Source organism: Bradyrhizobium sp. PUT101 (assembly GCF_052043945.1).
Classification (GTDB): domain Bacteria; phylum Pseudomonadota; class Alphaproteobacteria; order Rhizobiales; family Xanthobacteraceae; genus Bradyrhizobium.
Genome location: NZ_CP197207.1, coordinates 4,089,262 through 4,110,509, shown reverse-complemented (window position 1 = coordinate 4,110,509; position 21,248 = coordinate 4,089,262). Strand labels below are relative to the sequence as shown.

The 21,248-nt window shown below is 65.7% G+C and carries 17 protein-coding genes; 7 read left to right on the top strand and 10 right to left on the bottom strand.

Annotated features, from left to right (window positions below; translation table 11 throughout):
* Window positions 1-84: 84 nt before the first annotated feature.
* Window positions 85-1,635: a murein biosynthesis integral membrane protein MurJ gene (gene murJ / locus ACSHT2_RS19920; RefSeq protein ID WP_440635979.1), complete on the bottom strand. Its 1,551-nt coding sequence runs from the start codon at window positions 1,633-1,635 to the stop codon at window positions 85-87.
* A 124-nt stretch (window positions 1,636-1,759) separates the two neighbouring features.
* On the opposite strand from murJ, the gene ACSHT2_RS19915 reads away from it, so the two are divergent.
* Complete coding sequence (locus ACSHT2_RS19915; RefSeq protein WP_440635977.1) at window positions 1,760-2,761, top strand: adenosine kinase; 1,002 nt, start codon at window positions 1,760-1,762, stop codon at window positions 2,759-2,761.
* Between the two features lie 155 nt (window positions 2,762-2,916).
* Here ACSHT2_RS19915 and ACSHT2_RS19910 read toward each other — a convergent pair whose 3' ends face one another.
* Entirely contained in the window at window positions 2,917-4,611 is a 1,695-nt protein-coding gene (locus ACSHT2_RS19910; RefSeq protein WP_440635975.1) for an AMP-binding protein, read from the bottom strand.
* Between the two features lie 191 nt (window positions 4,612-4,802).
* The gene (locus ACSHT2_RS19905; RefSeq protein ID WP_440635973.1) at window positions 4,803-5,999 is read right to left on the bottom strand and encodes a serine hydrolase domain-containing protein; all 1,197 of its coding nucleotides are present in this window, start codon (window positions 5,997-5,999) and stop codon (window positions 4,803-4,805) included.
* Window positions 6,000-6,349: 350 nt separating this feature from the next.
* Between ACSHT2_RS19905 and ACSHT2_RS19900 the strand changes: the two genes are divergently transcribed.
* The 3 genes from ACSHT2_RS19900 to ACSHT2_RS19890 all read left to right on the top strand — a co-directional run bounded on the left by ACSHT2_RS19900 (window position 6,350) and on the right by ACSHT2_RS19890 (window position 9,511).
* On the top strand, window positions 6,350-6,670 hold the full coding sequence (locus tag ACSHT2_RS19900) for a hypothetical protein (protein WP_440635972.1): 321 nt from the start codon (window positions 6,350-6,352) through the stop codon (window positions 6,668-6,670).
* A gap of 106 nt (window positions 6,671-6,776) precedes the next feature.
* On the top strand, window positions 6,777-8,270 hold the full coding sequence (locus tag ACSHT2_RS19895) for an NAD-dependent succinate-semialdehyde dehydrogenase (protein WP_440635970.1): 1,494 nt from the start codon (window positions 6,777-6,779) through the stop codon (window positions 8,268-8,270).
* A gap of 104 nt (window positions 8,271-8,374) precedes the next feature.
* On the top strand, window positions 8,375-9,511 hold the full coding sequence (locus ACSHT2_RS19890; protein ID WP_440635969.1) for an SbmA/BacA-like family transporter: 1,137 nt from the start codon (window positions 8,375-8,377) through the stop codon (window positions 9,509-9,511).
* 35 nt (window positions 9,512-9,546) lie between these two features.
* Here the strand turns inward: ACSHT2_RS19890 and ACSHT2_RS19885 are convergent, their stop codons facing one another.
* Both ACSHT2_RS19885 and ACSHT2_RS19880 read right to left on the bottom strand, forming a co-directional pair.
* Complete coding sequence (locus ACSHT2_RS19885; RefSeq protein ID WP_440642880.1) at window positions 9,547-10,461, bottom strand: phosphoribosylaminoimidazolesuccinocarboxamide synthase; 915 nt, start codon at window positions 10,459-10,461, stop codon at window positions 9,547-9,549.
* 77 nt (window positions 10,462-10,538) lie between these two features.
* Window positions 10,539-11,456 (bottom strand): pirin family protein, encoded by a 918-nt coding sequence (locus tag ACSHT2_RS19880; protein ID WP_028178100.1) that lies wholly within the window; start codon window positions 11,454-11,456, stop codon window positions 10,539-10,541.
* 312 nt (window positions 11,457-11,768) lie between these two features.
* Between ACSHT2_RS19880 and ACSHT2_RS19875 the strand changes: the two genes are divergently transcribed.
* Window positions 11,769-12,824 carry a helix-turn-helix domain-containing protein gene (locus tag ACSHT2_RS19875; protein ID WP_440635968.1) on the top strand — a complete coding sequence of 352 codons (1,056 nt, stop codon included), beginning with the start codon at window positions 11,769-11,771 and terminating at the stop codon, window positions 12,822-12,824.
* Window positions 12,825-12,969: 145 nt separating this feature from the next.
* Complete coding sequence (locus tag ACSHT2_RS19870) at window positions 12,970-14,397, top strand: serine hydrolase domain-containing protein (protein WP_440635967.1); 1,428 nt, start codon at window positions 12,970-12,972, stop codon at window positions 14,395-14,397.
* A gap of 57 nt (window positions 14,398-14,454) precedes the next feature.
* Here ACSHT2_RS19870 and ACSHT2_RS19865 read toward each other — a convergent pair whose 3' ends face one another.
* On the bottom strand, window positions 14,455-15,819 hold the full coding sequence (locus ACSHT2_RS19865) for an MmgE/PrpD family protein (RefSeq protein ID WP_440635966.1): 1,365 nt from the start codon (window positions 15,817-15,819) through the stop codon (window positions 14,455-14,457).
* A gap of 118 nt (window positions 15,820-15,937) precedes the next feature.
* Between ACSHT2_RS19865 and ACSHT2_RS19860 the strand changes: the two genes are divergently transcribed.
* On the top strand, window positions 15,938-17,053 hold the full coding sequence (locus ACSHT2_RS19860) for an FUSC family protein (RefSeq protein ID WP_440635965.1): 1,116 nt from the start codon (window positions 15,938-15,940) through the stop codon (window positions 17,051-17,053).
* A gap of 1 nt (window position 17,054) precedes the next feature.
* Here ACSHT2_RS19860 and ACSHT2_RS19855 read toward each other — a convergent pair whose 3' ends face one another.
* The 4 genes from ACSHT2_RS19855 to murA all read right to left on the bottom strand — a co-directional run bounded on the left by ACSHT2_RS19855 (window position 17,055) and on the right by murA (window position 21,109).
* Window positions 17,055-17,705: a 2-hydroxychromene-2-carboxylate isomerase gene (locus ACSHT2_RS19855; RefSeq protein WP_440635964.1), complete on the bottom strand. Its 651-nt coding sequence runs from the start codon at window positions 17,703-17,705 to the stop codon at window positions 17,055-17,057.
* The gene (locus ACSHT2_RS19850) at window positions 17,702-18,190 is read right to left on the bottom strand and encodes a DUF2867 domain-containing protein (RefSeq protein ID WP_440635963.1); all 489 of its coding nucleotides are present in this window, start codon (window positions 18,188-18,190) and stop codon (window positions 17,702-17,704) included. The genes ACSHT2_RS19855 and ACSHT2_RS19850 overlap by 4 nt, the downstream gene beginning before the upstream one ends.
* Window positions 18,187-19,581 carry an MATE family efflux transporter gene (locus ACSHT2_RS19845; RefSeq protein WP_440635962.1) on the bottom strand — a complete coding sequence of 465 codons (1,395 nt, stop codon included), beginning with the start codon at window positions 19,579-19,581 and terminating at the stop codon, window positions 18,187-18,189. The genes ACSHT2_RS19850 and ACSHT2_RS19845 overlap by 4 nt, the downstream gene beginning before the upstream one ends.
* A gap of 232 nt (window positions 19,582-19,813) precedes the next feature.
* Window positions 19,814-21,109: a UDP-N-acetylglucosamine 1-carboxyvinyltransferase gene (murA, locus tag ACSHT2_RS19840; RefSeq protein WP_440635960.1), complete on the bottom strand. Its 1,296-nt coding sequence runs from the start codon at window positions 21,107-21,109 to the stop codon at window positions 19,814-19,816.
* Between the last annotated feature and the right edge of the window lie 139 nt (window positions 21,110-21,248).

Genomic DNA, 21,248 nt, shown 5'->3' with positions numbered 1-21,248 from the left:
TTAGTTTTCCTGGCAAGCCTTCCTGAAGCTATTCGGCCGTCGTTTCCAACAGCGGCGCTGCCCCGTCAAGGGCAATTCGCGAGGTCAGTCGTGCCGGTCGTGCGGGACAGGCCGCTTCAGGGCAAGGGCCGCTTCGCGCCAGGACGCCGCTCCGAGGATCTGCAGCAGCAGGCCGTAGACGGCGATTCCGGCCGCGATCTGCGCGCCGAGCACGATGAAATCGATGAAGCCATGGGCTCCGGCCGGCACAAGGCCTGCAGTCAGCCAGAGCAGAGTGCCCATGGCAGCGGCGGCGAGCAGGATCCGCGGCAGCCGCTTGCGGGCGCTCGCATCGACCGAGAAGCCGAACTTGCTCGTGCCCTTGCGGAGCAGCGAGAGCGCGCTGCTCCAGGCGCCGGCCGCGATGCTTGCGGCGATCCCGCTCGTGCCGAAGAGGTGGCCGAGCAGGACGGCAAGCGCGACTGCGACCACAAAGCCTTTGGCCGTGGCCAGCAGCGGCGTCATCGTGTCGCTGCGGGCATAAAAGGCCGGCGATAGCGCCTTGATCAGCACATGCGCCGGCAGTCCAAGCGCCAGCCACATCAACGCATGCGCGGTGGCCGCGCTGTCGCCCGCGCCGAACGCGCCATGCTCGAACAACAGCCGTACGATCGGCTCGGCCAGCACGACCAGGCCGAGCGTCGCGGGCAGCGCCAGCCCGGCCGCGAGCTCCAGCGCGCGCGATTCGGCATGCGCCACAGCATCCCGATCGCCGCTGCTCACGGCGCGCGTCAGCTCCGGCACCAGCACCGTGCCCATGGCGACGCCGACGATGCCGAGCGGCAGCTCGATCAAGCGGTTGGCGAAATAGAGCCAGGATACGGCGGATGGTGTTGCCGAGGCGATGATCGCGCCCGCGACGATCAGCCATTGCGGGCCCGAGCTTGCGATCATGCCGGGGATCGCCTTGGCGAAGAAGCCGCGCATCTCCTTGTCGAAACTTGCGCGCAGCGGCGTCGCAAGATGTGCGCTTCGCTGCGACAGCAGCATCAGGAGTTGCAGCAGGCCGGCGATGCCGACGGTGGCCGCCAACATCCACGCAGCGAAACTGGCGTCAGCATGCCAGGCGAGCAACACCGCGATCGCGGCGATCAGCGCGATGTTGAACAACAGAGGCGAGAACGCCGTCAGCGCGAAGCGGCCCTGCGCATTGAGCAGCCCCATCAGCACGGTGACGGGGCCGGCAAAGGCGAGGTAGGGCAGCATCAGCCGCGCACTCTCGACCGCGCGATCGAGCGTGCCGCTGCCAAGGAATCCCGGCGCGATGACCGTGATAACCAGCGGCATCGACAATGCGATCAGGATCGATATCGCGATCAGGGCCGCGCTGACCGTGCCGAGCACGCGCCCGGCGAACGCCGCTGCGGCCGCCGCGCCGTCGCGGTCCCTGACGCGCAGCCAGGCCGGGATCAGCGCCGCGTTCAGCGCGCCCTCGCTGAGCAGCCGGCGCACCACGTTGACGAGCTGAAACGCCGCCAGAAACGCGTCCGCGACGGCGCCGGTACCGAGCAGCGCCGCGATCATGGAATCGCGGGCAAAACCCAGCAGCCGCGAGGCCAATGTTCCCGTCGAGACGGTGAGGAAGGAGCGGATCATTGCTCTCGAGAATACCGTTGCTTGCCCGCGCCGGCTCGGTCGTGATAGGCCGCGAGGCAGATTTCAGGCCGACAGGAAGCGGATTTCCCCGGGTATCGCAATCCGGCAAGCAGGATCAAGGTGAATGGCTGACGCGAAATATGACGTTCTCGGCATCGGCAACGCGCTGTTCGACGTGCTGGTCAGGACCGACGAGGCCTTTCTGGCCAAGCATGGCATGGCCAAGGGCAGCATGTCGTTGATCGACGAGGCGTGCGCGGCCGCCATCTACAAGGACATGGGTCCGGCCACGGAAGTCTCGGGTGGCTCGGCCGCCAACACCATCGTCGGCATCGGCAGCCTGGGGGCACGCGCCGCCTATGTCGGCAAGGTCAAGGACGACCAGATCGGCAACCTCTATGTCCATGACATCCGCGCCGCCGGCGTCGCCTTCAACACGCCTGCCGCCAAGGACGGCCCCGCCACCGGCTGCTCCTACATCCTGGTCACCGGCGACGGCGAGCGCACCATGAACACCTATCTCGGCGCGGCGCAGGACCTGTCGCCCGCCGATATCAATCTGGCCGAGATCGCCGCTGCCAGGATCGTCTATCTCGAAGGCTATCTCTGGGATCCGCCGGCCGCCAAGGAAGCCTTTCTCAAGGCGGCGAGGATTGCGCACGTGGCCGGACGCAAGGTCGCGCTGACGCTGTCGGATTCGTTCTGCGTCGATCGCTATCGCGACGAGTTCCTGGGCCTGATGCGCGACGGCACCGTCGACATCGTCTTCGCCAACGAGTCCGAGCTGCATTCGCTCTACATGACCTCAGACTTCGACACGGCGCTGAAGCAGCTGCGCAACGACGTCAATCTCGGCGTCGTCACCCGCAGCGAGAAGGGCTGCATGGTGGTCTCGGTGGAGGACGCCGTCGCCGCCCCGGCATTCCCGGTCGACAAGGTGGTCGACACCACCGGCGCCGGCGACCTCTTCGCTGCCGGCTTCCTCTATGGCCTGGCGCGTAATCTTGCCTACAAGCAGTGCGGCGAGCTCGGCGCGCTCGCGGCCGCCGAGGTGATTCAGCACATCGGCGCGCGGCCGCAGGTCTCGCTCAAGGAGCTGGCGCAGCAGCGCGGGCTGACCGCGTAGCCGAAGTCGCGCCTCATCCTCTGCTGTCATCGCCCGGCTTGACCGGGCGATCCAGTGCTCCGAAACGCCAGTTGCCTATTGAGAAGCCGCTGCCTACCGGATTCCCCGCTTTCGCGGGGAATGGCAGTTTTGGTGTGGCAAGGGCACTCTGCCCCTCACGCCGTCTTCGCCGCCTTCAATCCCAGCCGCTGCTCCACCGCGTCACGCATCACGAATTTCTGGATCTTCCCCGTCACGGTCATCGGGAATTCGTCGACGAACTCGACATAGCGCGGGATCTTGTTGTGGGCGATCTGGCCGTCGCAGAAGGCGCGGACCTCCTCGGCCGTCAGCGTTTCGCCCGGCCTGACGCGAATCCAGGCGCAGAGCTCCTCGCCGTAGCGGGTGTCGGCGACGCCAAAAATCTGCACGTCCTGGATCTTGGGGTGACGGTACAGAAACTCCTCGATCTCGCGCGGGTAGAGATTCTCGCCGCCGCGGATCACCAGATCCTTGATGCGGCCGACGATGTTGCAATAACCCTCGTCGTCAATGGTGGCGAGGTCGCCGGTGTGCATCCAGCCACTGGCGTCGAGCACGTCGGCCGTCTTTTCCTTCTCCTCCCAATAGCCCAGCATGACGCTGTAGCCGCGGGTGCAGAGCTCGCCGCGTTCGCCGCGCTTGACGATCTTGCCTTCGAGATCGACGACCTTCACCTCGACGTGCGGGTGAATGCGGCCGACCGTGGAGACGCGCCGCTCGAGCGGATCGTCGGTTGCGCTCTGGAAGCTGACCGGGCTGGTCTCGGTCATGCCATAGGCGATGGTGACCTCGCGCATGTTCATCTCGGTGTTGACGCGCTTCAACACCTCGATCGGGCAGGGCGCGCCCGCCATGATGCCGGTGCGCAGTGATTTCAAATTGAACGTCTTGAACTCGGGGTGATCGAGTTCGGCGATGAACATGGTCGGCACGCCGTACAGGGCGGTGCATTTCTCCTGCTCGACCGCACGCAGCGTCGCGAGCGGATCAAAGCCCTCGCCCGGGTAGACCATGGTGGTGCCGAGCGTGACCGAGGCAAGGTTGCCCATCACCATGCCGAAGCAATGATAGAGGGGTACCGGAATGCAGATGCGATCCTGTTCGGTCAGGCGCATTGCACGGCCGGTGAAATAGCCGTTGTTGAGGATGTTGTGGTGGGTCAGCGTCACGCCTTTCGGCGATCCCGTGGTGCCGCTGGTGAACTGGATATTGACGGGGTCGTCGAATTGCAGGGCGGCGCCGAGCGCGGCAAGCTGCTCGCGATGCTGTGCCCGGCCCATGCGCGCGACCTCCTCGAACGCGACAGTGCCTGAGGCCGCCGGGCCGCCGATCTGGATCACCATCCGCAAGGCCGGCAATCGCGCCGCCTGCAACTGTCCGGGCCTGGCGCCCGCCAGCTCCGGCAGCAGCGTGTTGAGCATCTCCATGTAATTGCTGGTCTTGAACGCCGTCGCGGTGACGATCGCCGCGCAGCCGACCTTCTTCAGCGCGAATTCCAGCTCACTGAGCCGGTAGGCCGGATTGATCGTCACCAGGATCAGGCCGGCTTTGGCGGCGGCGAACTGGGTCAGCGTCCATTCCGGCCGGTTCAGCGACCAGATGCCGATCCGCTCCCCGCGTTCGAGCCCGAGCGCGAGGAAGCCCGCGGCGAGCGCATCGACCCGTTCGGCGAATTCTCTCCAGGTCCATCTGACGCCGTGGCTGGGCGAAACCAGCGCCTCGCGATTGCCCCAGCGCCGCACCGCCCGGTCGAGGCTGCGACCGATGGTGTCGCCGAGCAGCGGCGCGTCCGAGATGCCGCAAACGTAGCTGTCCGCTTTATCGGCCAAGTCGAAATCCTTTCTTCAAAAATGTTCGGGACGGTCTCTCCGTCGTCGTCATGCCCGGGGATAGCCGTCCCAAGGACGGCTTCGCTTCGCTCGCCTATGTCCCGGGCATACACGTGTTTGTGTCGCACGTTTGCACGTGGATGGCCGGGACGAGCCCGGCCATGACGTGGGGGAGAAAGCTCGGCTCTCCCTTACGCCGCCTTCTGCCCGCTTCCGGCAGCATCGAGCCCGGCGTAAACGCCGCGCTCGAATCCTGCGAATGCCTCCAGGCATTTCGCATCCGCGAATGGCAACAGCTGCATCAGGATCACGCCGGTGACGTCGCGCGCCGGGTCGATCCAGTAATAGGTGTTGGCGAGGCCCGCCCAGGCGAGGCTGCCGGCGCTACGCCCCTCGGCGGTCTTCGCGGTGTTGATCATGAAGCTGAGGCCCCACTTCTTCACCTGTTCCGGATAGAGATCGACGTCGTTGGTGTACATCGGTGCCGCCGTGGTCATCTTGCCCATCGCGAGATCGCCGATGTGGTTCTGCCCCATCGTCGCGACGGTCTCGGCTTTCAGCACCTGGTTGCCGTTGCCGCGGCCCTTGTTCAGGATCATCCGGGTGAACTTGATGTAGTCGGCCGCGGTCGAATAGAGGCCGCCGCCACCCATGTGGAATTCCGGCTCCTGCTCGAGCTCGAACGGGATGGCAGCCAACTGGCCGTCCTCGCCGCGCGCGTGCATGCCGACCAGGCGCTTGCGCATGTCGTCGGTGATCCTGAAGGCCGTGTCGCTCATGCCGAGCGGGTTGAACAGATTGTCGCGCAAGTAGGCATCCAGCCGCTTGCCGCTGGCGGCTTCCACCGCCTTGCCGACGAAATCGATGTTGGTGCCGTATTCCCAGCGCGTGCCGGGATCGGTCATGATCGGGGTCTTCAGTGCCGCATTCTGGCAGGTGGTGATCGCCGGCGTGCCGGTCTTGTCCAGATAGACCGCGAGATCGCCGTTCCACATATTGTAGCAGAAGCCGGCGGTGTGGGTCATGAGCTGGCGCAGCGTGATCGGTCCCTTCGCCGGGCGCAGCTTTGCCTCGCCGTTGGCATCGAAGCCTTCGAGCACCTGCGGATTGGCGAGATCGGGCAGGATATCGCCAATCGGCGCATCCAGCGACAGCTTGCCCTGCTCGACCAGCTGCATTGCGCCCGCTGACGTCACCGCCTTCGTCATCGAGGCAATCCAGAACACGCTGTCATCGGTCATCGTGTCGGGCTTGGACAGGTCGCGTTGGCCGAATGCGCCCTGATACAACACGTCGTTACCGCTCGCGGCGATCGCGACGACGCCCGGAATCTCCTTGGCCTCGCTCTTCTGACGCAGAATCTCATCGATCTGTGTTTTGCCTTGCATGGCGTTTCCTCGGGTTTGATTATCGTTGGAAGCGATCGATTGTCGTCCCACATGCCCGGCGCGGCAAGCGCATCTGCGCGCATGCGCCGGTCGCGATGTCGTGACTTGACGGTCTTGGCCTCACGCAGGACGACAACGGGGCTGAACGGCGACGCTCCTTCGCAATCTGCGGTGGATGGCCACACGTCGCCCTCACCCTGGATGGGGCTCCAGGCGATATGTTTCACGAGTTTTCGGACGCCTGAAACATTTCGTGAGCTGTTGCGTTCAGCACCCGGTCCGATCCATGGGCCGATTAAAACTTGATGCAAATGTTGCCGTCCGTCGATGGGTGGCAAGGGGGACCTGAGATGATTTCGACCTGGAGCGAATGGAAGCGCTATCCCCGTCAGGGACGCGGGGAGAACCTGGAGGCGCCGATTTCGCCCGGCATTTACGAGGTCCGCATCGCCGGCACCGGCGCACTCTATTCCTTCGGCGCGGTCGACAATCTGGCGCAGGCGCTGGCGCTGCTGCCGGTCGGCTCGAAGTCATGGTTCGGCCGCCGAGACAGGTCCGACGTTCCCGATCTGGAATACCGGACGTGCGCGACATCCACGAAGGCTGACGCCAAGGCGGCGGCCGAGCGCATGATCGGCCGCCGCGAGACCTACATGAGCGGCGCGGCCTAAGGCCGCTGCCAGTTTAACTGCCATCTGACGTGCGTTGCAGGGCGGTGCATTGCGCATCGTCCGTCCCTATATTGCGGCCGATCCGATCGCCCCAGGGAGAAACGCCATGACCCCGACTGCCGCCGCACGCGCCCCGCAAGCCACGTCCAATTTGCGCGACCGGTTGAAGGATCCGTCGCTCTTGAGGGAGGCCTGCTACATCGACGGCGCCTGGGTCGGCACGCCGGTCTTTGCCGTCAACAATCCCGCCACCGGCGTCGAGCTCGCCAAGGTTCCGCAGCTTGGTGCGGAGGAGACGACCAAGGCGGTCGAAGCCGCCGAGCGCGCCTTTCCAGCCTGGGCCAAGCACACCGCCAAGCAGCGCTCCAACATCCTGCGCAAATGGTTCGAGCTGATCATCGCCAATCGCGAGGACCTCGCGCTGATCCTCACTTCCGAGCAGGGCAAGCCGCTCTCCGAGGCGCTCGGCGAGGTCGATATCGGCGGCGCCTATGTCGAGTTCTTCGCCGAGGAGGCGCGTCGCGTCTATGGCGAGACCATCCCGACGCAACGTCCCGATGCGCGGCTGCTCGCGATCAAGCAGCCGATCGGCGTCTGCGGTGCGATCACGCCGTGGAATTTCCCGAACTCGATGATCACACGCAAGGTGTCCCCGGCGCTCGCCGCCGGTTGCACCGTGGTCCTGAAGCCTGCCAACGAGACGCCGCTGTCGGCGTTGGCGCTCGCCGCGCTTGCCGAGAAGGCCGGCGTGCCCAGGGGCGTCTTCAACATCATCACCGGCGATGCCGCGCCGATCGGCAAGGTGTTGTGCGAGCATCCGGCCGTGCGCTTCGTCGGCTTCACCGGCTCGACCGCGGTCGGCAAGATTCTCTATCAGCAGGCCTCGGTCGGCGTGAAGCGGCTCGGCCTCGAGCTCGGCGGCAATGCGCCGTTCGTGGTGTTCGACGATGCCGACATCGACGCGGCGGTCGAAGGTGCGATCGTCTCGAAATACCGCAACATGGGCCAGACCTGCGTCTGCGCCAACCGCCTCTACGCCCAGGACAAGATCTACGACGAGTTCGTGCAAAAACTGTCGAAGAAGGTCGCGGCGATGAAGATCGGCGACGGCACCGAGAGCGGCGTCACGCAAGGGCCCTTGATCAACATGAAGGCGATCGACAAGGTCGAGCGCCACATCGCCGATGCCGTGAAGCGCGGCGCCAAGGTCGTCACCGGCGGCAAGCGCAGCGAGCTCGGACGCTCGTTCTTCGAGCCGACCGTGCTGGCCGACGTCAAGCCGGACTCCCTGGTGTCGCAGGAGGAGACCTTCGGCCCGCTCGCGCCGGTGATCCGCTTCAAGGACGAGGCCGACGTCATCGCGATGTGCAATGCCTCGCCGTTCGGTCTGGCCTCCTATTTCTATTCCCGCGATCTCGGCCGCGTCTGGCGCGTCGCCGAAGCGCTGGAGTCGGGCATGGTCGGCGTCAACACCGGCCTGATCACCACGGAGGTCGCGCCCTTCGGCGGCGTCAAGGAAAGCGGCCTGGGGCGCGAAGGTTCACATCACGGCATCGAAGAATATGTCGAGATCAAATACGTGATGATGGCGGGAGTGTAGCCGCCGGCCTCGCTTGACGCAGATCAAGAGACCTCGGGCGAGACGGCATAGTCTGGCGCGAGCGACATCATATGGTGGCGCGCGCGCAAGATTGCAGCTCGCGAATGCTGACGAGGATCTCTTTCGTTCCGGGTGAAAAGCAACTTCTAGGCCGCTTCTGGCAGAGCGCCTCGGGATATTGGCGCGGACCAACGGCGTGGACAGCGTGGCTTCTGGTAGTCGCGCTGATCGTCAACGTCATCCTGCAGCTCCTGACGCAATACGGACTCAACTTCTGGAATCGTGACTTCTTCAACGCCATTGGCCGGAAGGACCAGGCGGAGCTTCTGTCCCAGGCGTTCCGGTTTCTGCCGCTGGCGGCGGCGAGCATTGCCCTGACCGTGTTCTCGGTGTGGGCACGCATGACCCTGCAGCGTTCCTGGCGCCAGTGGCTGAGCAACAGCCTCTATAGCGACTGGCTGGCAGATGATCGTCTTCCGAGGCGCAACGCAATCCAGGGACATCACGAGGCACCGGAGTATCGCATCGCCGAGGATGCCAAGGTCGCGACGGACCTCCCGATCGATCTGGCAACCGGTCTGCTTCAATCGGTGCTCACGATTGCAACGTTCGTCGGGGTGCTATGGTCGGTCGGCGGCAGTCTGGAAATCAATTTCGACGGTATCGCCTTTGCGATTCCCGGTTACCTCGTCCTCGCCGTGATCGCGTATTCCGCGCTGCTGGTGATCGGCATCTGGCTGACGGCCGGCCGTCTGACGCGGGTCATCGAGGAAAACAAGCGCATGGAAGCCGAACTGCGGGCGATTGGAACACATGTGCGCGAGACCCGCGAAGGCAAGGTGGTGCAGGAGGCCGGCATGAATGGCCGCCACGCCGTTGGCGCCGCCTTGAAAGCCGTGATTGCGATCTGGCGAATCTACTGCTGGCAATTGATGCGGATGACGCTGGTGACTTATACGGGTCTGCTGGTGACGCCGGTGGTCGGCCTCTTGCTTTGCCTCCCCAAGTATCTTGGCGACACGATGACGCTGGGCGAGGTGGTTCAGGCTTCAGCGGCATTCGTCGTGGTCCAGACCGCGTTCAACTGGTTCACGGACAATTATGCCAAGCTCGCGGAATGGACCGCCTCCGCCAACCGGGTTGCCGAACTCCTGCTGGCCCTGGATGCGGATGGCGCGCCCGGCGATGAAGCGGGTCATCCATCCATCCCCGCCAAACGCATCGTGCCGTCGGACGCCTGAGACGAGCGCGGCGCGCCCGATCGACAAGGTGCGCGCTAAATCTTCAGCTCTTCGCCCGTCACGCGCCGATACGCTTCCAGATATCGTTTGCTGGTTGCATCGACGACGCTGGCCGGCAGTGGAGGCGGCGGGGCGTCGCCGTTCCAGCGGCCGGCGCGGCGTTCGACGTCGAGATAATCGCGGAGCGGCTGCTTGTCGAAGCTCGCCTGCGGCTGGCCGGGCTTGTAGGCATCCACCGCCCAGAAGCGCGAGGAATCCGGCGTCATGACTTCGTCGATCAGGATGATGCGGCCGTCCTTGTCGCGGCCGAACTCGAACTTGGTGTCGGCGATGATGATGCCTTGCTCGCGCGCCAGCTCCTCGCCGAGCGTGTAGATCGCGCGCGTCATGCTCTCCAGCGTGTAGGCGACCTCGTCGCCGACCACTTCGCGCATCCTGGCGATGGTGATGTTCTCGTCATGGCCGCTCTCGGCCTTGGTCGCCGGGCTGAAGATCGCGGGCTCCAGCTTCTCGCTTTCGACGAGGTCTGCCTTCAGCTTCTCGCCGGCCAGCGTGCCGCTCGCGGCATATTCCTTCCAGGCGGAGCCTGAGAGATAGCCGCGGATCACGCATTCGATCGGGAACACGGTGGTCCGCTTGCACAGCATGGCGCGGCCGAGAATCTCGGCGCGGTGCGGCTTCAACGCCGGCACGGCCGCAACGATCTCGTCGGTGTCCGCGCTGATCATGTGATGCGGAACCACGCCTTCGAGCTCATTGAACCAGAACGCGCTGATCTGCGTCAGCACGGCGCCCTTCATCGGAATGGTCTCGCCCATCACCACGTCGAAGGCGCTGATGCGGTCGGTGGTGACGAGCAGCAGGCGGTCGTCGTCGACGGCGTAGATGTCGCGCACCTTGCCGCGTCCGATCTTGGGCAGCGGCAGGTCGCTGGAGAGCATGGTGGTCATCGGCATGGCTTTCGCAGACAGGGCCTTCAGGTAAAAATCCGGCCGCGCCGGATGGCGCAGCCGGAAACCGGATTAGCCTATTCCGGCAACGGAATGAACTCGTGTTCCTGCGGAACTGCGGCGAAGCGGCCGGTTTTCCAGTCCTGCTTGGCCTGCTCGATCCGCTCCTTGCTGGAGGAGACGAAATTCCACCAGATGTGGCGCGGTCCTTCCAGCGCATCGCCGCCGAGAAACATCATCCGCGTTGCCTTGAGCGCCTTCACGGTGATGCGGTCGCCGGGCCGGAAGATCAGGAGCCGCGGCCCCTCGTAACGTTCGTTCGCGATCTCGACCTCGCCCTCCACCACGTAGATCGCGCGCTCCTCATGATCAGGATCGAGCGGCACGGTCGCGCCCGCGACCGCTGTGACCTCGGTGTAGAACCAGGGGGACACCATCGTGACGGGCGAGGCGATGCCGAAGGACGAGCCCGCGATCACGCGTGCGGTAAAATCGCGCTCGGAGATCATCGGCAGTTCGCCGGCGGCGTAGTGCTGGAACGACGGCGCGATCTCTTCCGATCCGGCCGGCAGCGCGATCCAGCTCTGCAATCCCAGCATCTTCTGGCCCGAGGCGCGCTGCGCATCCGGCGTGCGTTCGGAATGCGCGATGCCGCGGCCGGCCGTCATCAGATTCATCGCCCCCGGCGCGATCTCCTGGACGTTGCCCTCGCTGTCGCGATGCATGATCGCGCCGTCGAACAGATAGGTGACGGTCGCGAGCCCGATATGCGGATGCGGCCGCACGTCCATCCCCTTGCCGGAGACGAACTGAACGGGGCCGAAATGATCGAAGAAGATGAAGGGCCCCACCATCTGCCGCTTGCCATGCGGCAACGCGCGGCGCACCGCGAATCCGTCGCCGAGATCGCGCGTCCGCGGCACAATGACGAGATCGAGCGCATCGCAGGACATGGGATCGCCGAGCACGGGATCGTTCGAGGGTTGCCAGCTCATGGATGGGACTCCTTTTGGCTTTGTTGAGCCGACGGTAGCAGACTTTCACATCAGCGTCGCGACAAAGCGAGCGCCCGACGTCACAGCTGCGATAGCCTACATACTCCGCTGTCATGCCCCGGCTTGACCGGGGCATCCAGTACGCCGCAGCCTATCGATCCAATCACAACCGCCTCGGAGTACTGGATCGCCCGGTCAAGCCGGGCGATGACAGCGGTGGGCGTCGCTAGCCCTTGCATGCCGATGGCCTTGAAAAAACGGGCGCAACGAACGATGTTCGGCTGCCTTCAACCGCAACCGTCGCATCGCCTGATGACCCTTGCCGCAACCGAGCTCGCCTTTCGCGCTGCCAGCGTCGCGCTGCTGCTGGTGCTGGTGGCGTCATTACTCTCCGATTTCCGCAATGTCCTCGCCGCCCGGCTCGGCGCCGCCTTCGCGCTCGGCTCGGCGGCGCATGCCGCGAGCTATTCCATCGGCGTGTCGTCGCCCGTTCCGATCTGGCATGCGCCGCTGATTGCGCTGTCGACCGGCAACATCGTGGTGTTCTGGCTCTTCACGCGCGCGCTGTTCGACGACGAGTTTCGCCTGCGCTGGTGGCACGGATTGATTTGGCTGGCGGTGACTGCGTTCAGCCTTGTCGGATGTCTGTGGATTGCGCCGGGCGGAAACGTGCGGATCTCCGTGACTGTGGTGAACCTGATCGTGCTCGGCTTCATCGCGCTCGCGGTGGCCCAAACGGTCAATTCGTGGTCAGCCGATCTGGTCGAACGTCGCCGCCGTGTTCGCGTCTTCATCGTCAGCGCCGCCGCGCTCTATGGCGGGTTGAATGCCGTGCTCCAAATCCTCGTTGGCGGCATTGCCGGCGATGTCGCCAACACGATCAATACCGGTGTGCTCGCCTGCATCGTCGCGGCTATCGCCTACGCCATGATGCGCGTCGATGGCGGCGATCTGTTTCCGGCGCCGGTGGGGGCGCCGACAATCGTGACGCAGCCCGCGACGGTCGATGAATCCGCCGACCAGAAGCTCATCGACGCCCTGATGCGGCTGATGGCGGACGAGCGGGTCTATCGCCAAGAGAACATCACCATCGGCGCCTTGGCGGGCCGGCTCAAGATTCCCGAATACAGGCTGCGCCGGCTGATCAACCAGCGGCTTGGCTATCGCAACTTCAATGTGTTCCTGAACAATCACCGGATCGAGGAGGCCAAGGCCGCGCTCGCCGACCCCACCCAGGCCGAGGTCCCCGTCATCACCATCGCGATGGATGCCGGCTTCCAGTCGCTCGGACCATTCAACCGCGCCTTCAAGGCAGTGACCGGCGTGACACCGACGGAATACCGGCGGCTGAAGGTGAATGTGGCCTAGTTTTTAAGCCTTTCCAATTACGAAGAAATTTCAGAATCGGCGAGCCTCGCCCGGCTTCGACCGAGCCGATTTCCAAATTCGGCGAGCCGTCATCGGCGAGCTCCGGCTTCCTCCCCGGCACATCTCTCGAAGCCGGAGAAAGCCCGTGACCCGCCGCCGCAAGATCATTCTGCTCGCCGCCTCGATCGCCTGTGCCGGCCTCGCTCTCGGCGCGGTTCGCGCCCAGGACATGCCCAAGGTCGCCACCGGCTTCGTCGCCGACATCCTCTGCGCCGAGACGTTCGTCTCGGGCCTCGATATCAGGCGCAATTTCAGCGAGACCAACGATGCGATGCCTGGCACCAGCCTGATCACCTGGGCGATGGACTACCAGGTCGATCGCGTGCGCAAGGACGTCACGGTGACATTGTTCGGCATTGGCCGCAGCCATGCAATCTATCGCGAGGGGCTGGGCTGCACGCTCGAGCATGGCGCGGCGATTGCCGACGTCACGGTGCCGGCGGACGACGGGCAACCGGCGCTGCTCCCCGAGATCGCCGGCCACGCGATCGTGCCGCCGCAAAGTCCCGAGCTCGCCGCCGCGCTCGACCGCGCCTTCGCGGAGCCCGCACGGCCGCCCCACCGCCACACCCGCGCGGTCGTCGTGATGAAGGCGGGCCGGATCATCGCCGAGCGCTATGCGGACGGTATTGAACCGGAGACGCCGCTGCTCGGCTTCTCCATGACGAAATCGGTGATCTCGGCGCTAACAGGCGTGCTGGTGCGTCAGGGCAAGCTGAAGCTCGACGGGCCCGCGCCGGTCGCGGCCTGGAAAGATCCGAATGATCCGCGCCATGTCATCACCGTCGATCAGTTGTTGCGTCACACCGCGGGGCTGGCGCTCGGCAGCTCGTTGCAGGCCTCTCTCGGCTCGGCGTTCGAACCGGTCAACAGGATGAAGTTCGTGGAGACCGACATGGCCGCCTATGCGGCGAGCATCCGGCTCGAGACGACACCGGGCAGGGCGTGGAACTACCACGACGGCAACTTCCTGATTCTCTCGCAGTTGATCCGCAACGCCGCCGGCGGCAAACCCGCTGACGCGCTCCGCTTCGCGCGCCGCGAATTGTTCGGCCCGCTCGGCATGCGCCATGTCGTGCTCCAGCTCGATGGCTCGGGCACGATCGAAGGATCGAGCGAGATGCTGGCGTCAGCGCGCGACTGGGCGCGCTTCGGCCAGCTCTATCTCAATGACGGCGTCGCCGGCGGCAAGCGCATCCTCCCTGAGGGCTGGGTGAGCTACTCGTCCTCGCCGACGCCAAATGCCTGGGTTGGCATCGGCGCCGGATTCTGGACCAACCAGGGCGATAGCTTCGGCGCAACCTTCCGGATCGAACACGGCTGGCCCCGCGATGCCTTCTTCGCCAAGGGCACGATCGGGCAGTACACCATCGTGATCCCGTCCGAGCGCCTGGTGATCGTGCGCATGGGACGCTCACCGAATGCGCCGCCGGAGGCGGACGGCGTGTTCGATCTCGTGCGGGATGTGGTGGCCACGACGCGCGAGAAGGGGAAGATGCCGGGAGCGGATTGAGGTGTTTCTTACCCTCCCCCTCCAGGGGAAGGTAAGAAGCGGACGCGGCTCTAGCTCCTACCTCCCCAGCTCCGTCGCCTGTGCCACGCGATCGAACCGCTCCAGCGTCATGATCGCATCCGCGAACTTCTCCGCCCGCGCATTCAGCACCGGGCGCGCCAACGTCAGGAATTTCTGCTGCATCGCCTGCGTGTCCGGGAACGAATTCGGCTCTCCCGACGGATCGGCATAGAGCCGCTCGTGCACGCCATCGTCGGTGGTGATGCTGACGCGGGCGCCGAACGGATGGGTGCGGCCCTCCAGCCGGTCGTCCTGCACGACGTCGAACTTGTCGGCCAGCGCGTCGATCGCGGCATCGCCAAGCCGGTTGTAATCGTCCCAGCCGAACGAGCCTTGGTCGAGCGCGAGCGCGCCGGTGAAGAACATCGAGAACTGGCCGCCGACGATCGAGCGCGGGTGCCGCTTGGTCGCGGCATCGCCGGTCAGCGTGATGCCGTTGCGGTGCAGGCCGATCTCGACGCGCTTGACCTGGTCCGGCGTCAGATTGTGCTCGCGCCGCATCGCGATCAGCGCGTCGATCGCGGCATGAGTATAGCGGCAGCTCGGATAAGGCTTCACGCCGATCTTCATGGTCTCATAGGTCTTGCCGAGCTCGGCGACCGCCTTGTCCGGATGCGCGTCGTCGGTATAGCCGGCGAGCAGGCCGTGCTTGCCCTCGACCGATTCCGTCGCGCCGACGAAATCGTTGCGCGCCAGCGTCGCGGCGATCACGCCGTTCATTGCGGCGGCGCCGACCTGGTAGCGCTTGTTCCAGGCGCCGTTGACCAGGAATTGCAGCGAGCCCGCGGCCTGGCTGCCGGAGACGCCGAAGGCGGCGATGAGCTGCTTCTCGCTGAGGCCGAACAGCTTGCCGGCCGTCGCGGCCGCGCCGTAGGTGCCGGCGGTCGCGGTCGGATGAAACCCGCGCGCATAATGCGAGGTCGGGTCGAGCGCGTTGCCGAGCCGGCAGCAGACCTCATAGCCCGCGACGATCGCGGTCAGCACGTCACGGCCGGACGCGCCGACCATCTCGCCGACGGCGAAGGCGGCGGGAACCACCGGCGCGCTCGGATGCAGCGAGGAATCGGCGTGGGTGTCGTCGAAGTCGAGGGAATGGCCGAGCGCGCCGTTGAGCAGCGCCGCGACAGCCGGCGTCCAGGTCTTGGCATCGCCGAACACGGTCGATTCGCCCTTGGTGTCGAGCGCCAGCGCCTCCAGCATTTTCAGCATCGACGGGGTCGATTCGGCCTCGCGTCGCGCCCGGATCGCGCTGCCGAGGAAATCCAGCGTCAGCACTTTTGCGCGATCCAGCACCTCCGCAGGAATATCCTGGTATTTCAGGTTGAAGACATAGGCGGCGAGCGTTGCGGTTTCGTGGGCCATCGTGTTTCCTCGTTTTGGCGCGCAAGTTAGGCGGGCTGATTTGGCCTTTCAAGCGGCCTTGGGGCAGCGGGCATCAGCCATGCTTTTGCTTGGCTTCCAGGATCGGACCGGGACTTCGATGGCACTCAGAAAAGAGCTGTTCGACCATATCAGGTCGCGGCGCACGCAATTGGGGCTGGCGATCCGGGTCACGGTGGCCGCGGCTGCGGCCTATGCGATCGCGACCGCGCTACATCTGTTGCTGCCGCTCTGGGCGGTGCTGACCTCCTTGATCGTGACCCAGATGAGCGTCGGCCGCTCGCTGAAGGCGACGCGCGACTACATGCTCGGCACCATCGGCGGCGCCGTCTATGGCGGCGCCATTGCGATCCTGATTCCTTATTCCAGCGAAGCCGGCCTGCTGGGGCTTCTGGTGCTCTCCGTCGCCCCGCTCGCCTTCATCGCCGCGATCAATCCGAGCCTCAGCGCCGCCACGGTCACCGCCGTGATCGTGCTCCTGGTTCCGACCATGCACCACTCCGATCCCATGACCTCGGCGATCGACCGGGTCAGCGAGGTCGCAGTCGGCGCCGTCACGGGATTGCTGGTCTCGTTCCTGGTGCTGCCCTCCCGCGCGGTGCGGCAAATCCGCGCCAGCGCGGCGACGCTGCTCGAATTGATCGCGGATGCCTTCACCGAGCTGCTCGCGGGCCTCACGCGCGGCCGCGACAACGACGCGCTGCACCGGATCCAGGACGGCATCGGCACGGCCATGGTCAGCCTCAACGCGATTGGCTCCGAGGCCGAGCGCGAGCGCGCCGCGCGCCTGTCGAGCGGCCCGGACACGGGTCCCCTGCTGCGAACCATCCTGCGGCTGCGCCATGACGTCGTGATGATCGGCCGGGCGACGGTCGTGCCATTGCCGATCGAGGTGCAGACGCGACTATCGGGCCCGCTGACCGAGGTCTCGACGGTGATCGCGCGCTTCCTGCGCTCCGCCGCCGCGGCCTTGCGCGAAGGTGCCGGTGCGCCGCCGATCCATCCGGTCCACGTCGCGCTCCAGCACTATGCCGAGGCGGTCGCGTCTGTCCGCCAGGATGGCCTGATTCGCGGCGAGCCCGGCGACACCGCCGAGCGCTTCTTCGCGCTCGGTTTCTCCCTCGAGCAGATGCATCAGAATCTGTGCGATCTCGACCGCGTCGTCGGCGAATGGTCGGAGGTGGCGGCCGGCAAGTCCGCGCGAGTGGCGGAGTGAGCTACCGCTTGGTCAGGCCCTTGCCCTGCATGCGCCAGACCAGGAGGTCAATACGGTCCTGGCCGAAGAACGGCTCGTTCTCGAACACGAAGGTTGGCACGCCCCAATGGCCTGATGCTGCGTGGTCCTTCTCGTTCTCCGCGATCACCCGCTCGTAACGGTCCGGATCTGCTGTGATGGCCGTATCCATCGCGGCGAGATCGAAGCCGGCTTTGTCAGCCGCGCGCGCGAGATGATCGCCTTCGTTCCATCCCGCGACCGAACCGTCCCACAGCACGCGTGCGATCGCGTATGTAAATGCGAGCGAGCGGCCCTCGAGCTGCGCCATGGCGCCCAACCGGGTCAGGCGGTGGATGTAGGGCTGCTTCGCCGCGACCTCCAGCGTCGTCATGTCCTGCACGATCGGGTCAGGCCGGGGAAATCGGAACGGAATGCCCTCGTATTCCGCCACGCGGGTGGAATCGCGGACAACATAGCGTGCGAACTGCGGGTTGGCTTTCTTGAAGAAGCCGGGCACGCGCACCGCGAGCGGATAGACCGGACGCAGGTTCACCGCGAGATCGTGATCTTCGACCAGCTTCAGCGTCTTGGGCAGCGCCAGATAGCTGTAAGGACTGCGGAAGGAGAAGAAGAGATCGACTGACAAGGTCATCGTGCCGGCTCCACGATCCGTCCCATCATGCCGCGGACCACCAGCTTGTGGAAGGGCATGATGAGGGTGAGATAGGCTCTGCCGAGCAGGTTATGCGTCCTCACCAGCGTCGTCGAGGTCACCTGACGGCTCGCGGCGCTGCCCGAAACGTCGACCACGATGCGGAAATCGAGATGAGAATCGTCGAAGCCGGCAACCAGACGTTCCGGCGTTTCGCTTAGCACTGGAAACAGCCCGATCAAGCCGCAGGGCGCCGGCGCGCCTTCGCCCGACGTCTTCAGCCCGAACGGCCTCACCAGAATGTTGCGCAGACGCAGCAGTGCGTCGATCCAGCGCGGTCCGTCCAGCACCATCCTGGTGCAGGCCTCGCGGGCATTCACTGCCGTCGCGCCGACTTCCACGCGAAACGCGTCGATGAACTGGGCACCGGCCAGCAGTGCATTGGCATCGACCTCAGGCGTGACTTCGCGGATCATCCCGATCATCCCGCCAATCTGCGCGTCAGCATCCGGAAGCGCAAGATCAGCAGGCCGGCATAGACGAACGTGCCGATCGAGAATCCGATCCAGACTCCGACCGCGCCGAGCCCGGCATCGAACGCCAGCACCCAGGCGATGGGAAAGGCAATGCCCCAATAGCCGATCGCCGCGAACAGCAGCGTCATCCTGGTGTCGTTGAGGCCGCGCAGCGCGCCACCCATGATGGTCTGGAGGCCGTCGGCGATGAAGAAGGTGGCGCCGACCAGGAGCAGCGTCCCGGTCAGTTCGACGGTGGCCGCGCTTTCGCTGCCGGCGCCGAAAAACAGCCGGCCGAGTTGGTAGCGCCCGATGATGATGGCGATCGTCAGCGCGGACACCAGCGCGACGCCGAGCACGGCCGCGGCCAGCCCTGCGCGCTTCACGGCCGCGGGATCGCCGCGGCCGAAGGCATGGCCGACCCGCACCGTCGCCGCCATGCCGATGCCGAGCGGCACCATGAACAGCACGGCCGTGACCTGGAGCGCGATCTGATGCGCGGCGAGCGCCGTGGTCGAGATCAATCCCATCAGCAGCGCCGCCGAGGAGAACAGGCCGTATTCCATCAGCAGCGAAAACGAGATCGGCGCGCCGATGGAAATGAGCTGGCGCATCAGGGGCCAGTCGATCCGCCATAGACGGGCGAGCGGGCGGTAGTCCGCAAAAGGCTTGCGCAGCCCTGCGATGGCGAGAGCGGCGACGAAGGTGCCGAGATTGACCAGCGTGGTCGCAAGCCCCGCGCCGAACAGACCGAGTTCCGGCAGGCCGAACAGGCCGTGGATCAGGGCATAGACCAGCGCGGCATTGATGGGAATCGCCGCGACCGTGATCCACAGGGGTGCCTGCGGCCGGTTTACCGCGCTCATCATGCCACGCACTGCGATGAAGCCGAGCGCCGGTGCAATGCCCCAGGCAAGTCCGTTCAGGTAACGCTGGGCGAGGCTGGCTGAATGCGGCGCCTGCCCGAGCGCGAGCAGGATCTGCTCGCCATAGAGCGGCGAGGCCATCATCGGCAGCGAGATCAGAAGCGCGACCCATAGCCCCACGCGCAGGGAGCGGCGGATCAGCCTGACATCGCCGGCGCCGAACGCCTGCGCCGCCAGCGGCGACACCGCGGACGTCAATCCGAGGCCGAACGTGAAGCTGACGAAATAGACCGTATGGGCCAGCGCCGCCGCGGCCACCGCATCCTCGCCGAGCCGCCCGATCATCGCGAGATCGGTGGTGATCATCGCGATCTGCCCGAGCTGCGTCAGCATTAACGGCACGGCGAGGCGCAGCGTCTCGACGAATTCTTCGGCGAGATGGTTTGGCGGCACGCCGGCCTGCGGCTGCGCATGATGTCGGACGGTGTCGAGCATGGCACCTCACTAGCATCGCTGGGCGACGAAAACATGGCCCTCGTGTCCCGGACGCGCAAAGCGCGAGCCGGGACACAGAAGCCACAGCCGGGGCTCTTGGCGGAATGGGCCCGGCTCAGCAGCGCATCACTGACGTGCTGCGCTGCGTCCGGGGCACGAGGCGATACGGCGAAATGCGACGCTCACGCTTTTCCCCTCTCCCGCTGCTGCGGGAGAACGGAAGAAGGACGCCTCAGCCCTTCCGCTCCGGGACGCGCTTGATCCTCGCCCCAAGCGCGTTCAGCCGTTCCTCGATGCGCTCATAGCCGCGCTCGATCTGGTCGGCGTTGTTGATGGTCGAGGTGCCTTCGGCGCAGACGGCGGCGAGCAGCATCGCCATGCCGGCGCGAATATCGGGCGAGGTCATCGTCGCGCCGTGCAGGCGGCTGGGGCCGGCGATGATGGCGCGGTGCGGGTCGCACAACACGATGCGCGCGCCCATCGCGATCAGCTTGTCGACGAAGAACATCCGCGATTCGAACATCTTCTCGAACATCAGGATCACGCCCTCGCATTGCGTGGCGGTGACGATCGCGATCGACATCAGGTCGGCCGGGAAGGCCGGCCAGGGCTGGTCCTCCAGCTTGGGCACATGGCCGCCGAAATCGTCCTGAATCTTCAGCGTCTGGTTCGATGGCACGATGAGATCGTCGCCCTCGACGCGGCAGAGGATGCCGAGCCGCTCGAAACCCATGCGGATCGAGCGCAGATGCTCGACGCCGGCGCGCGTGATGCGCAGCGGCGAGCGCGTCACCGCGGCAAGCCCGATCAGCGAGCCGACCTCGATGTGGTCGGGCTGGATCCGGTAAGTCGTTTCCCCGAGCGTCGCCGGCCCGTGCACGATCATGGTGTTGGTGCCGATGCCCTCGATCTTCGCGCCGAGCGCGACCAGGAAATTGGCGAGGTCCTGCACATGCGGCTCGGAGGCCGCGTTGCGCAAATAGGTGACGCCGTCGGCGGCGACCGCCGCCACCAGGGCGTTCTCGGTCGCGGTGACGCTGGGCTCGTCCAGGAAGACGTCCGCTCCGGTCAACTTCGGCGCGCGGAACTCCAGCCGGTCGGTCGCGGTGACCTTTGCCCCCAGCTGCTCAAGCGCCAGCACATGGGTGTCGAGCCGGCGCCGGCCGATGACATCGCCGCCGGGCGGCGGCAGCATCAGCTCACCGCAGCGAGCGAGCAGGGGCCCCGCGAGCAGGATCGAGGCGCGAATGCGCACGCAGAGCTCGGGATCCAGGTCGGCGGCGCGGATGCTCTTGGCGTGAATCACCAGCGTATTGCGGGCGCTCCATTCCGCCGATGCGCCGACGGAGCGGATCAGCTCGACCAGCGTCTCGGTGTCGCGGATCCGTGGCACGTTGTGAAGCGTCACCGGATGCTCGGTGAGCAGCGCGGCGGCGATGATCGGCAGCGCCGAATTCTTGTTGCCGGACGGCTCGATCGAGCCCGAGAGCCGGTGACCGCCCTCGACGATGTATTGGATGGGCGCCACTTGGTCTCTCGCTGTCCTGTTGCGGTGGGCGGGCTGCTTCGGAGGCGGAAACTACCGAGAATTGAGCAGGGTAGCAATTCTGCACTTGTCGCGGCCGTGGGCTTCTCACGGCCCGAAGAGGCCTGCCGCGCGATGGCGG

Coding starts and splice junctions, on each gene's coding strand:
- murJ (WP_440635979.1), bottom strand. CDS start 1,635: ATGATCCGCTCCTTCCTCACCGTCTCGACGGGAACATTGGCCTCGCGG.
- ACSHT2_RS19915 (WP_440635977.1), top strand. CDS start 1,760: ATGGCTGACGCGAAATATGACGTTCTCGGCATCGGCAACGCGCTGTTC.
- ACSHT2_RS19905 (WP_440635973.1), bottom strand. CDS start 5,999: ATGCAAGGCAAAACACAGATCGATGAGATTCTGCGTCAGAAGAGCGAG.
- ACSHT2_RS19900 (WP_440635972.1), top strand. CDS start 6,350: ATGATTTCGACCTGGAGCGAATGGAAGCGCTATCCCCGTCAGGGACGC.
- ACSHT2_RS19895 (WP_440635970.1), top strand. CDS start 6,777: ATGACCCCGACTGCCGCCGCACGCGCCCCGCAAGCCACGTCCAATTTG.
- ACSHT2_RS19890 (WP_440635969.1), top strand. CDS start 8,375: ATGCTGACGAGGATCTCTTTCGTTCCGGGTGAAAAGCAACTTCTAGGC.
- ACSHT2_RS19885 (WP_440642880.1), bottom strand. CDS start 10,461: ATGACCACCATGCTCTCCAGCGACCTGCCGCTGCCCAAGATCGGACGC.
- ACSHT2_RS19880 (WP_028178100.1), bottom strand. CDS start 11,456: ATGAGCTGGCAACCCTCGAACGATCCCGTGCTCGGCGATCCCATGTCC.
- ACSHT2_RS19875 (WP_440635968.1), top strand. CDS start 11,769: ATGACCCTTGCCGCAACCGAGCTCGCCTTTCGCGCTGCCAGCGTCGCG.
- ACSHT2_RS19865 (WP_440635966.1), bottom strand. CDS start 15,819: ATGGCCCACGAAACCGCAACGCTCGCCGCCTATGTCTTCAACCTGAAA.
- ACSHT2_RS19860 (WP_440635965.1), top strand. CDS start 15,938: ATGGCACTCAGAAAAGAGCTGTTCGACCATATCAGGTCGCGGCGCACG.
- ACSHT2_RS19855 (WP_440635964.1), bottom strand. CDS start 17,705: ATGACCTTGTCAGTCGATCTCTTCTTCTCCTTCCGCAGTCCTTACAGC.
- ACSHT2_RS19850 (WP_440635963.1), bottom strand. CDS start 18,190: ATGATCGGGATGATCCGCGAAGTCACGCCTGAGGTCGATGCCAATGCA.
- ACSHT2_RS19845 (WP_440635962.1), bottom strand. CDS start 19,581: ATGCTCGACACCGTCCGACATCATGCGCAGCCGCAGGCCGGCGTGCCG.